Annotated in this window: 13 protein-coding genes; 6 read left to right on the forward strand and 7 right to left on the reverse strand. The window is 28.2% G+C overall.

The window, feature by feature from the left end; genetic code table 11:
• Positions 1 to 80: 80 nt before the first annotated feature.
• Entirely contained in the window at positions 81 to 1,040 is a 960-nt protein-coding gene (locus tag CLRAG_RS10320) for a M28 family peptidase (protein WP_065078363.1), read from the forward strand.
• A 411-nt stretch (positions 1,041 to 1,451) separates the two neighbouring features.
• Here CLRAG_RS10320 and CLRAG_RS10325 read toward each other — a convergent pair whose 3' ends face one another.
• From CLRAG_RS10325 to CLRAG_RS10350, 5 genes are all read right to left on the reverse strand, one after another.
• Positions 1,452 to 2,729, reverse strand: a complete 1,278-nt coding sequence (locus CLRAG_RS10325; RefSeq protein WP_065078364.1) for an ABC transporter permease family protein — start codon at positions 2,727 to 2,729, stop codon at positions 1,452 to 1,454.
• Position 2,730: 1 nt separating this feature from the next.
• Positions 2,731 to 3,483 (reverse strand): ABC transporter ATP-binding protein, encoded by a 753-nt coding sequence (locus tag CLRAG_RS10330; protein WP_065078365.1) that lies wholly within the window; start codon positions 3,481 to 3,483, stop codon positions 2,731 to 2,733.
• 5 nt (positions 3,484 to 3,488) lie between these two features.
• Complete coding sequence (locus CLRAG_RS10335; RefSeq protein ID WP_065078366.1) at positions 3,489 to 4,550, reverse strand: sensor histidine kinase; 1,062 nt, start codon at positions 4,548 to 4,550, stop codon at positions 3,489 to 3,491.
• 1 nt (position 4,551) lies between these two features.
• Positions 4,552 to 5,250 (reverse strand): response regulator transcription factor, encoded by a 699-nt coding sequence (locus CLRAG_RS10340; protein WP_065078367.1) that lies wholly within the window; start codon positions 5,248 to 5,250, stop codon positions 4,552 to 4,554.
• Between the two features lie 416 nt (positions 5,251 to 5,666).
• Positions 5,667 to 6,587, reverse strand: coding sequence for a serine hydrolase domain-containing protein (locus CLRAG_RS10350; RefSeq protein ID WP_065078369.1), 921 nt, complete (start codon positions 6,585 to 6,587; stop codon positions 5,667 to 5,669).
• A gap of 315 nt (positions 6,588 to 6,902) precedes the next feature.
• On the opposite strand from CLRAG_RS10350, the gene CLRAG_RS10355 reads away from it, so the two are divergent.
• The 4 genes from CLRAG_RS10355 to CLRAG_RS10370 all read left to right on the forward strand — a co-directional run bounded on the left by CLRAG_RS10355 (position 6,903) and on the right by CLRAG_RS10370 (position 9,829).
• On the forward strand, positions 6,903 to 7,241 hold the full coding sequence (locus tag CLRAG_RS10355; protein ID WP_065078370.1) for a PadR family transcriptional regulator: 339 nt from the start codon (positions 6,903 to 6,905) through the stop codon (positions 7,239 to 7,241).
• Positions 7,234 to 8,082: a DUF1129 domain-containing protein gene (locus tag CLRAG_RS10360; protein ID WP_065078371.1), complete on the forward strand. Its 849-nt coding sequence runs from the start codon at positions 7,234 to 7,236 to the stop codon at positions 8,080 to 8,082. The genes CLRAG_RS10355 and CLRAG_RS10360 overlap by 8 nt, the downstream gene beginning before the upstream one ends.
• A gap of 182 nt (positions 8,083 to 8,264) precedes the next feature.
• On the forward strand, positions 8,265 to 8,996 hold the full coding sequence (locus CLRAG_RS10365) for an AraC family transcriptional regulator (RefSeq protein ID WP_065078372.1): 732 nt from the start codon (positions 8,265 to 8,267) through the stop codon (positions 8,994 to 8,996).
• 80 nt (positions 8,997 to 9,076) lie between these two features.
• Positions 9,077 to 9,829 (forward strand): EFR1 family ferrodoxin, encoded by a 753-nt coding sequence (locus CLRAG_RS10370; protein ID WP_065078373.1) that lies wholly within the window; start codon positions 9,077 to 9,079, stop codon positions 9,827 to 9,829.
• A gap of 130 nt (positions 9,830 to 9,959) precedes the next feature.
• On the opposite strand, the gene CLRAG_RS10375 is transcribed toward CLRAG_RS10370, so the two are convergent.
• Together CLRAG_RS10375 and CLRAG_RS10380 are read right to left on the reverse strand one after the other, a co-directional pair.
• Complete coding sequence (locus tag CLRAG_RS10375; protein WP_065078374.1) at positions 9,960 to 10,418, reverse strand: hypothetical protein; 459 nt, start codon at positions 10,416 to 10,418, stop codon at positions 9,960 to 9,962.
• Between the two features lie 287 nt (positions 10,419 to 10,705).
• The gene (locus CLRAG_RS10380) at positions 10,706 to 11,236 is read right to left on the reverse strand and encodes a PadR family transcriptional regulator (RefSeq protein ID WP_065078375.1); all 531 of its coding nucleotides are present in this window, start codon (positions 11,234 to 11,236) and stop codon (positions 10,706 to 10,708) included.
• A 485-nt stretch (positions 11,237 to 11,721) separates the two neighbouring features.
• Between CLRAG_RS10380 and CLRAG_RS10385 the strand changes: the two genes are divergently transcribed.
• Complete coding sequence (locus CLRAG_RS10385; RefSeq protein ID WP_065078376.1) at positions 11,722 to 12,663, forward strand: tRNA dihydrouridine synthase; 942 nt, start codon at positions 11,722 to 11,724, stop codon at positions 12,661 to 12,663.
• The last annotated feature ends 107 nt before the right edge of the window (positions 12,664 to 12,770 follow it).

Genomic DNA, 12,770 nt, shown 5'->3' on the forward strand with positions numbered 1-12,770 from the left:
AAATGAGAGCTTTAGACTATGTATAAATAAAAAAAGAATTATTATACTCTTCCCATACAGTAAGTATTGGAGGAGAAGTTATGAAAAAAAGAAAAGTTATAATTTTGGTCGTATGCATTTTATCAATTTTAGTAGGATGCATAACAATGTATTATCCAAATTCAAAGGAAAATAGCAGAAATTTTTCCTATGTGAAAGCAAAAGAAGATTTAAAGGCAATAAGTAAAGAACCACATTCAACTTTATTTCATCAAAAAGCATTAAAGGATGTAAGACAATATTTATTTAATGAGCTAAAAGAATTAAATATGAATCCAAAGATTTTCAGCTACAAAAATATAAAAAATGATAAAGGACAAGTAGCAAATTTAAGTAACATATATGGGAAAATTGATGATAAAAATGGTGAAAATGGAAGCTATATATTACTTATAGCCCATTATGATTCTGCTGGAACTAATCCTCAAAATACCGGAGGATATTCTTTTGGAGCATCAGATGATGGATATGGTGTTGCAACAATATTAGAGACATTAAGAAGTATAAGAAACAGTGGAAAAACATTAGAAAATGGTATTAAAATATTAATAACAGATGGAGAAGAGATGCATTTAATTGGATCAAGGGAGGAATATAATAATAATTTTTCTTTGTACAAAAATGTATCATATGTTATTAACTTAGAAGCTAGAGGGACTAGTGGACCTGCAATAATGTTTCAGACAAGTGAAAAAAATGATAGAGTATTGGATTTGTACAAAAAAGCAAAATATCCTATAACGACATCATTAATTACAGATTTATATAAGGATTCAAGTAGATCAGATTTCTTAAATATTAAAAAGAAAGGATTAACATTTCTTTCATTAGGAATAATAAGATTAACTAATAATGAAAAACCAAAATATACTTTGCTGCTAACTATAGCAGTAATGATTATATTATATATTCCACTAATGAATATATTACATATGGCATTTTCCATAGCATCTTTACCCTTCATATTTTTATTTTTAACCATAATGAAATTGCCACAATAACTATTTATCCGATGACTACCACAATATGAGTTTTCTTCATCATAATCTTTATTTCTCCTATCTAAAAATATGTAAAAAAAGGTATCCAACGTATTGGACACCCTTTTTTTATACTAGCTATTGATTTTACTTGCTTTAGTATATTAAAAAAATTCATGATACTTATAGTATTTTATTTATAACTTAATATTTTTAATATCATTTATTTTTATATATTTTACTTTTGGCACACGTACACGCCTCTCCCGCTTGCAGACAACCAAAAATTCTATCTCTGCTTTTGTTTCTGCTAAAGTTTCTAAGGATTCTTCTATTTTTTTCTTTTATACGATTGTATATATCAACTTCTAATATTAATATTGTGTCCTAATTTTTAATAAATATACAACTTATATAATTATTAACACTTTACTAGTTATTTAATATTAATATTTTCTTTTTAGTAATAATGTATCCTAACAATTGAACAATAATATAATATGCCAATATTTTAAATGTATCTATCTTAAATTCTCCATTGGTATTTAAAACATAAATATATACAATACTTGTTAATACCGTTAAAAGTGCAGGTAAAAAAAATATTATTCTAATTTTATATGTTAACAAGGTATCTATTTCCTTATCAATTAATCCAATATAATATAATTTAGTCCTTTTAAGTTGCCAGCCACAAAAATCTATCTTTGCTTTAAAATATAAAATATTAGAAGAAACAATAAAACTCAATAGTACAATAAACATATATATGAAATTGAAAGCAGACCCACGAAAAATGCTGTAAATATTAAAAAATGTTTTTACATTTGGCAAACTATACACTCTATTGCTGGTAATAAATATAGTGTTTAGGAAAATAATAAAAAGAATTATATATTTATTTTTTTTGAAGGAATCTTCTAGCTCATTTACTAATAAAATTCTCTTATAATAAAAGCTTTTACTTCTTTTTATAAAAACGACAAAAATTTTTATAAAAATTAAAAATAATATATAAATTACTAATGTACATATTAAAGAGTAGTCAACATAATATCTAGATTGAAAGTTTACAAACATTCTTTCCTTAAAATTTATATAACACAGTATTAAAATAGAAATTATTGTTTTTGCGAACTCTTCTTTCTTAGAATATTTTATATACAAATTTTTATAGTTCACTTCATTAATTACTGACAGCTTATCCATAAATTTAAATGTCCATAAAATAAATATAATAGTAAGAAAAACATAGTATCCAATTGTAACTATAAAAATAATTGATTGAAATTTAAAAGTAAAAATAAGCATTCCCGATAATTTTAGTGCAAAAAGTACAATAATTTTTGAAAATGCTGCACCTAAAATCAATCCTATGGGCATATAGATAAAAAAAGTTAGCACATTTTCCATAAAAATTAGCATCTTAATTTCGCTGCATGTCATTCCTAAAGTCAAAAATGTTGTAAATTCCTTTTGCCTATATTTTATAAAGGAAATGTACGTAAAAATGTTCCACAACATTGTATTAAAAACTGCAATTGAGGGGAGTATAAAAATATTTTTTAGTCCAATTGCTGTTACATATGAATTATAAAATATTAGCTCCGCAAAGAAGAATGAAACTGAAATTACAAGAGAGAATATGTATGCAAAATATTGACCTAAATTTAATTTTATAGTTTGTTCAAGCATCTTTCTCCAATTCATATCACTTACCACTAATTACAGCAAGAGTATCCAATATTCTATTAAAAAAAGTATGCTGATCTCCTTTTGTGTATATATCTGCAAATATTCTCCCCGATTTTATAAAGATAACCCGGCTGCAGCAGCTTGCAGCATATATGTCATGTGTAGCCATAACAATTGTTGCTTTTTTTTGATCATTTATTTTTTGCAAATACTTCATAAACTTTTTTGAGGTATTTGGATCAAGACTGCTAGTTGATTCATCAGCTAAAATAATACAAGGATCATTTATTAGTGCTCTACATGCAGTTACCCTCTGTTGTTCACCTACAGATACATTATAGGGATATTTATTTCTAATATTGTATATATTAAAAAACGTAAAATATTCTTCTATTTTTTCATTAATTTTTTCTGTACTCACACCTTTAAATATCAATGGAAGTGCAGCATTTTCTGCAAGGGTAATATTATCAAGAAGATTAAAATTTTGAAATATAATTCCTAAGTTTTCTCGTCTAAAGATAGAACGTTCTGTTTTGTCTAGCGAAGTTATGTATTGATTCATTATCTTTACTATTCCGCTGGTAGGCTTATCGATTCCCGACAAAATGTTAAGCAAAGTCGTCTTACCACTGCCTGATTGTCCCATAATAGCAGTAAATTCTCCACTTTCAATGCTGAGATTTATACCATTCAAAACATTAGTAGGATTAACTTCTAAATTCCATTCATAGACTTTAATAATATCCTCGGCACTCAAGATCTCCATTAGTATCACCCCGTTGTATCTAATTTTAATGGATAAGTAATTGAAAAAGTAGTCCCCTTATCAACTTCAGAATCTATATTTATATTGTGATTCAACTTTTTTGATATTAATTTACATATATATAGGCCTATGCCTGTTGCATTACCTACTTTTCTCCCATTTTCTCCTGTAAAAAATGGTTCAAAGACTCTTTTTATATCATAACCCGGAATTCCAATACCTTCATCTCTAATCGTTAATTTTACTTCTTTATTATCTAAATACATATTAAAATATACATATTTCTTTTGACTTCTATCTCCAGAATACTTAATAGCATTTGCTATTATTTGTTCAAGCATAAACTTATTCCATTTTTTATCGGTAATAATTAATATTTTTTCATAATTAAATTCTATTTTAGGGAAAACATTATTATAAATAAACTGGTTTTTCTTACTATTGATAACTTCCTTTAACAATAAAACTAAATCTGCCTCTTGAGGATCATAATCTTTAGAAAAACTATTTAATCTATCAATGTTTAGGATTTGATCTAAACCGCTTTTAACTTTATCATTTTCTTCTCTTATATCCAAGAATAATTTTAATATATCTGTTTGGTTTATTGTGGAACTTTCGTTAATATATTTTATTTCTTTAGCAGCTTTTTGAACAACAAGATCAATTATTGAAGTGGGCGTCTTTATATTATGAATCCATTGGGATAAGAAATATTTATTATCTGCATTTTGTGCATAAATTGTACTTATCTTATTTGTATAGTTTTCATGAATTTTAAATATAGCTTTAGATATTTCTTTCTGTTCATTCGTTTTTGGATTTAAATCAAAGTATCTACTTTCTATACCCTCATTAAAACCTCTATTGAACCTATAATATTTAATCCATTCATTAAATATTATAAATACATATATTATTGTAGATATAAGTAAAGGGTATATCACATCACTTTTATTACTTATCAAATAACCATAAAAAAGAATTAAACTTGTATTAAGGAAATACCCAACAGTAAATGCTAACTTATCTTTTAAAAAGTTTACTAATACTTTTTTATTATCCATACTAATTCCCCTTATTTGCAGTTGTGTGGAATATATATCCTACACCTCGCTTGGTTGATATAGCTTCACTAACACCCAATTTTTTAAGTTTATTTCTTATTCTCGTTATATTTACTGTTAAAGTGTTATCATCTACAAAAAAGGAATCATCCCAAAGTTCTTCCAGAAGTTCTTCCCTACTGACTATTTTATTTTCATTTTTAATAAGCATATTTAATAGCTTGAACTCATTTTTGCTAAGCTCAAGTTCAATCTGATTATAAAGTATCTTAAAAGTGTCTTTATTAAGTTTAATGCCTCCATCACTTTCAAGTATATTTGATTCATTAGCATATTCACCATATACCCTTCTTATTCCAGCTTGTATCTTAGCAAGCAAAAAATCAAAGTTAAAAGGTTTTACAATATAATCATCGGCTCCTAACTCAATCCCACGTATTTGTTCTTCATCACTGCTTCTTGAAGAAATAATAATTACAGGTATTTTTGATACTCTTCTAAAAGTTTTACATAATTGAAAGCCATCATAATAAGGCAAATTTATATCTAAAAGAACTAAATCAGCATTTGATTTTTCTAACTCAGTATCTACATTTTTAAAATCTTGTATATTAACGACTTCATATTTATACCTTTGAAGATACTCTGTTATAAGGTCATTTAATTTAATATCATCTTCAACAACAAGTATCTTATACAAAGCAATTTCCTCCTTTTAAAATTATGCTATAGTAATTTTAATATAGCATAATTCTATTTGGGAGAAAAGCTAGGTTCAAATTTTGATATTTTTTAACTAAAATTTAAATTCTAAAAGATTCCAGTAATTTAGATACAGAGTAAAAGCTAAAAATATACAACAAATTAATATATTGGGTATAATTGTTCCTAAATTAGATTTTTTATTATGCCAATATAAGCATATTGATATTATTAGTCCCAAAGTAAATATGGTAGTTATTATTGGAATCATTAACAGATATATAGCGGCCTTAGGCAATTCTGTTAAGAAAATCAAGGATGATAATAAAGTAATACATTCTTTAGCCATACCAATTAAAAAAACTAAATTCAAAATACAAATAAAAGCTATAGCCCATCTATGATATTTAAAAATTATTTACTCATATCATCTGCTGTAGTTTTTAACCCTCCTGCTGGTAAAAAGGTATTTCCATACATAGGTACTTTTTTGTAAACTCCATTTTTATAATCATAACCTTGTGATAAATTAGCTAGTGTTTTTTTATCAAAGACAAAGCTGCTGTCATTCATATGGAGAGGTTTTAATATGTTATCTTCCATATACTTATCAAAAGTAGTGCCTGATACACTTTCAACTGCATATCCGGCTACAGCCATACCATAATTACTATACTGTATTGCTTCACCTGATTCTCGAATTATAGGACGAAGACGAGCTGTTAAGGTATCTTTAAGTGGTTTTTCCTGGTGATAGTTATCTAGTTCTGATTCTCCTATAATCCTTTCATCAAAACCACCTGTATGAGTTAAGAGATTATCAAGAGTAACAGGCTTAGAAAAGTTATCCTTTATCTGAAAGCCTTTTAAATAATTATTTACATTTTCATTTAAGTTTATTTTACCTTTTTCTTTAAGTTGCATAACAGCTGCAGCGGTAAAAAGCTTAGAAATGGAAGCAGCTCTAAAAACTGTTGTTTTAGGGTTAACTGGCGTTTTTTTATCTATGTCAGAATATCCATATCCTTTTTCAAAAAGTACATGATTATCTTTAACAACAGATAAAACAGCTCCTGGCACATTAAATCTTTTTAATTCTTGGTTAAAAATAGTATCCGCAAATTTTTCTACATTGTCTTTGTTTAAAGTTTCTGTAGAACTACTATATAGCAAAGGTGCTGAAAATTCTTTCTTATTTTCTTTTGCTGAAACAGTTGCGTTACTATTAACAATATAGCGAAAGCTACATATTGAAGCGCATAGCGTTGGGAAAATATATGCAACAAGCGAAAAACAAATTATAAATCTTTTAATATAAGTAATAAGTTTTTTCATGGTTAGTAACCTCCTTAAACTTCTTAAGTTGACATTTTCTCTTCACATTTCATCAGATAAATAGATTTTATATGAATTAAGAAAATCAACAAATCGATTTATATAAAAAAGCCTTACAGTTTTGTAAGGTTTTACTGTAAAATGTCGTTACCCATATGCATGGCCTCCCTTCATCAGAGATGAGTGATACCAGTAGCCCACATTACCTGATAATAATATTTTTCAACTATTATGCTTTACATAATAGCTAAACTATCGTATAATAATATCAATACTAATATGTAATACATAATAGTCGAAGCAAGGAGGGATAATTTGAAGCAGACTCAGCTTTTAAAAGGTGTACTGGAAGGGTGTGTCCTTTTAGTTGTTTTAGAAAACGAAGTGTATGGCTATGAAATGATTCAAATGTTAAAAAAATATGGATTTAAAGAAATAGTTGCGGGTACTGTATATCCCCTACTTCAAAAATTAGAAAAGCAAGGATATCTTTCAAGTACAATAAAGCCTTCACCAGAAGGCCCTGATAGAAAATATTATTGCATAACTACAGAAGGAAAAGCTCACTGTAAGGATTTTGTTGAACAGTGGAAGAATTTAGAGTCCAAGGTTGATAATTTAATATGCTTGAAAGGAGAAAAATTATATGAGTAAAAAGGACAATTCTGTGAAAGAAATTATTGAAAGAAATACTGAATTGCGCAAAAAATTAACGGATGAAAATAGAGAATATTATGAACAGCTGCTGATATACATTCGTACTGCCGGATTATTTTATGACGATCATGAGGTAGAAAGCTTGTTGATGCAAATTTTACAGGATATAATTTCCGCTCAGGAAGATAATCAATCTGCCGAAGAATTCTTTGGAAAAAACCAACAGCTTGCAGCAGACGAATTGATTCACAACCTTGGTAAATCCAGTAAAAAAGAAACATTTAAATTAACTGGTCTTGTCTTTGGCATCAGCTCTTTCTTTGAACTGCTGAGTGCATTAACTGCTCCAGACAAGGGAATAAATATTCTTATACTAATCATAAATGGTTTATTGAGCTTCTTAGTTGTAGAAATTGTATTTTTTATACTGCACAAAAGTATTTATACAAAAATTATTAAAGGAAAGGTCGCCGCTTTTTTGTCTATATGGCTCCTTGTTTCTTTGATAATTGGTTTGTTTGTATTGATTGAATTGTTTACTCCTCATCTGATAACTATACATTTGTCAAATTTGTTGGGAATTTTTATTATATCTATACTACTTATTGCTGCCGCTTTCTTTATATTTAACTGCGACAAGCAAGAACGTCGTATATGGTGGCCTTTTCTACCACCTATATTCATTCTAGGCTTTATTGGAATTACATTAAGAATACCATTAACAAAAAATTGGATGTCAAGCGGTAATGGCAAAATTGCAGCAGTTGTATTAGTTATATTTGGGTATATTCTTTTCTTAGTGCTAAGTTACTTTGCCTCTAAAGGCAAGAAAGAATAGTACTTTTATACAAATGACAAATATCTATCTAAAAATATTTAACCCATAAAAAATTATTTATTATACTTCACACCAATCTATAGTTGCAAATCCGCAACTTGAATTTACAACATTGTGTCTGATAAAATAAAAATTGATAGATTTAAAAGATTGTATTTTACCTTAAAGGGGGTGATAAAGTAATGTCAAAGATTTTCAAATCTTATGATTCTATGATGATATTAGCTGATTATAAAAATCCAGAACCACACAAACATCTTGCTTCTCATATTATCATTTCTTTAGGTGGGGAAATGGAATGGAATATTAATGAAGAAAAGATAAAGTGTCAGGGAGTTTGTATTGATTCAAATATACTACATACAGGAGTAATGACAAAAGAGGGCTCAATTGTCTTCTTATTTACTGAAATAAGCAGATATGCTGCTTCAATAAAGGGAAAATATCTTAATGGAAAACCTTATATGATTCTAACTGATGATGTTGTTGACAGAATACTTAAGGAATATATGAAGCATCAGACTGATAAAGAAACACTTGCTACAGTGCTGTTACAGCAGTGTGGAATTGATAATTCAGGTAATCGTGAATATGAAGAAAGAATAGAAAAAATTCTCTCTTATATTAGCGGACTAAAGACAATTGAACCTTCAATTGTTGATGATTTATGTAATCAGATATATGTATCAAAGAGCCGGTTATCCCATTTATTTAGGCAACAGACAGGAATGACATTACATAGCTATCTTGCATTTGAAAAACTTCATAAGACTTATCAATATTTTTGTGAAGGCAGGAATATTACTGAAGCATGTATGTTAGCAGGGTTTGACAGCCCATCCCATTGTTCATCAACGTGTAAACGGATGTTTGGCATATCTTTAAGAGATGTGTATAAAACAATAGAAGAATAGCAACTAATTGAAAGTAATTATACCTCCATTTCTTTTAAAATAATATAAGAAACGTAAGATGAATTCGTTGGAGGTATAATATGAATAGGATATATTATTTTACAGGTACTGGAAATAGTTTGCAGATTGCCAATGATTTGAGTGCAGAACTGGGCGAATGTAAAATCCATAAGATTACAGAATTTTCTGGAGAGAAAATAGTTGAAAACACACTTGGAATTATTTTTCCTGTATATAATTGGGGACTGCCTCTAATTATCTGTGATTTTTTAAGCAAACTAGATGTTTCAGATGATACATTTATTTATGCTATTGCAAATTATGGAGGACTTCCAGGTAAAGCACTTGATCAGTGTAAAGATATTTTGAAAGAGAATGGATTGAAATTGTCTGCAGGATTCTTGATTAATATGCCTGGTAACTATATTTTGGGTTATGGGGCAAAGAACAAAGAGATTCAGGACAAGCTATTTGCAAAAGAAAGAAAGAAAATCATCTATATTTCTGACTGTGTAAAAAGTAAAAAAGAATGCAGAATCGAAAAAAGCCATACTGTTATAGACCGTGTGTTTAGTAATTATTTTTATAAACATATAAATGAATTTCATGAAGCAGATCAATATTATACAGTAGATGATAATTGTACAGGATGTGGTTTGTGTGCAAAAAGATGTCCAGTAAATAATATTACAATGATTGATGATAAACCAAACTGGAATCATCATTGTGAATTATGTGTGGCATGTATTCAAAGCTGCCCAAATAAGGCAATTGATTATAAGGGAAAGACTAAAAAAAGAGAACAATATTTAAATCCAAATGTAAAATTATAGGTAATGAGCATACTAGAGTTTCGATTATTCAAAGTAGTGGATTTTAAAAGTCCATGCTTCACCTCCACTGAAATCCACGAATACATAACCGTACTGGAGAAATTCAGTACGGTTTTTTCATTTTTTCATTCTACTGAATGGCGATATATAAATAACAATGTGCCTTTCCATCTTTCGTATATTCACTTGGAACGGTACTCTCATAATCTTCGGTAAAAACTCTCTTTATATCTCCCGATTTTTGTTCACGCCATACTTTTTCCCATGCCTTTCTTGTACATATACCTATTTCTCCGTTTTCATCTTTTTCATCATATTTTTTGTATAAGCCTTTACTTACTGCTGTTTCCATTTTTCCAAAAAAATCAGCTGTTACAGCCATTATGGTAAGGTCATAATCTCCACTTTCATCACTAGAATAGTTACTATATTTTGAAACTGGAGAAACGCCTTTTTGGAACATGTGCCCACTATCAAAAAGAAGAGGCAACTTTCCGCTCGTAATATCACCCCAGATTTCATTAATTATTTTTGTTCCTTCTTCAGAATTACTCGTTCTTATTGTTACTTCTTTCAATTTATAAGCCATAATTTTACTCCTCTATTATCTAATAATTTAATGCCATCATTTTTACTCTTGTTTGTATAAATTAGATTTTCTTGCTTAGTATTTAAGCATTATTACTCATCATTGTGTGAGCTATACATGCCTTAGGAAGTTTTTCTTTGCAAATTTAAATGTGAGATCGTTCTCCAAATACTATCATTCACTTCATAATAGTTAACTTCAAAATTTCTTGAATAAAGACTCTTTTCCATAAATATACCTCCATAGTTATACTCAGTACTGACTATAATAACATTTTTTTGGAACTCTTAAGAGAGTTCCTTCAATGTTCCATTTATCCATTTTAATTCAGTTTCTAAATGATATATATGATGATTAAATATGCTAATACAGTAAATTCTGTAATCAGGTAACAATTTACTTACTGTATTATCTTTATTTCTAGCTAATTCTTTCAGCTTATTTTCTATATACTCTTTTTGTCTATTTAAGTTTTTAATAACAGCATCTTTATCAGCAAAGTCAGAAAAATATAATACTCCATCAAAATCAAATTCTACACTATAATTTTCAGCTAAAATTTTATTAAGCAAAGAATTAAAATAAGCAATTCCTAAATCAGTAATAGAATATACTGTTTTTTCAGGCCTATTGCCATCCTTTTCGATAACAGAATTTATATAACCTTTTTCAGCCAGTTTATCTAAATGATAATAAATTGTAGGAAGTTTGATTTTAGCAAAGGCTGCTATGTTATCTGATACTATTTGTTTTATACTATATCCATGTTGAGGACCATATCTCATAAGAATCCCTAGAATATATAATTGTACTTTCATTTGTAATCTCCTTATACTCAGCACTGACTATAAGTATATCATATTTTTTGATACTGTCAACAATATATACAAATTATGTAATTAAGTATGATTGAATGAGGACTAAGAAATAAGGTGCCTCAACATTATCATTTATTAATTCACAAGTTATGCACATATTATCCACACAATATCATACCTATGTAGCTTAATTTTAGTTAAACCACTTCCTTATGGGAGATTTATCCGATGGCTACCAGCCGTAATACCCCAATCTTCTTATAAAGTGGGGGGATAACGGCTGCTACGCCTCTGGATAACGATTTCTAAGTTTCAGATGGAAAAAAAAGCTCCACCTGAAACCAAGAACTCTGTTTAGCTTAATAACTATTTCAACAGCTGTGGAAAACTAGATTTGAAATAATAAGTGACAATAAAGTATAATATTTGTTATGAGAATATGAATGTGGTAATAGCACTACTTAAATAAAGGAGCTTTTAAACATATGAATTTTTATTTCGCACCTATGGAAGGTTTGACTGGGTACATTTATAGAAATGCCCATAATGCCTTTTTTAATAAAATAGATAAATACTTTTCACCTTTTATTTTTGCAAATCAAAGTGATAAGTTTAAAACAAAGGAATTAAATGATATTTTACCTAAAAACAACCAAGGTATAGTTTTGATTCCACAATTACTAACAAATAATGCAAAAGACTTTATACATACTTCAAAAAAAATAAAGCAAATGGGATATACTGAGGTCAATTTAAATTTAGGATGTCCTTCTGGAACTGTCGTCTCAAAAAATAGAGGATCTGGATTCCTTTCAAAAACAAAAGAACTTGATGCATTTTTAGATGAAATTTTTTCAGAGGCTACAGCAAAAATCTCAGTAAAAACTAGAATAGGAAAAGACAGGCCAGAAGAATTTTATAATTTAATTGAAATATTTAACAAATATCCTATAGAAGAACTTATCATTCATCCTAGGATTCAAAAAGATTTTTATAAAAATAAGCCTAATATGAAAATTTTTAAGGACGCTCTGTCTTTAAGTAAAAATCCTGTTTGCTATAATGGTGACATTTTTACAGTTAAAGATTATAAGAAATTTACGGCTGATTTCTGCAGTGTAAAAACTATAATGATTGGCCGTGGATTATTAGCCAACCCCGGATTGATTAATAATATTAAAAATAATACTAAACTAGATAAAATATTACTAAAAGATTTTCATGACAAGATTTATGAAGATTATAAAAAAGTACTTTTTGGAGATAGGACTGTCTTGTTTAGAATGAAAGAATTATGGTCTTATATGATTCAGGTGTTTTCTAACAATGCAAAATATGCAAAAAAAATTAAGAAATCAGAAAGATTATACGATTACGATGCAGCGGTTTTAAGCCTATTCAGAGAACAGGATATTTTAGAAAATTAGGAAAGTGAAATTTATCTATTACATTTCTAATTTCGTTTAGACTTTATATCCATGGGCATACTAATTTCATCAAGTGATTCTTAGACTCAGGTGGAGTTTGCTTAAGA

The organism is Clostridium ragsdalei P11 (genome assembly GCF_001675165.1).
Taxonomy (GTDB): Bacteria; Bacillota; Clostridia; order Clostridiales; family Clostridiaceae; genus Clostridium_B; species Clostridium_B ragsdalei.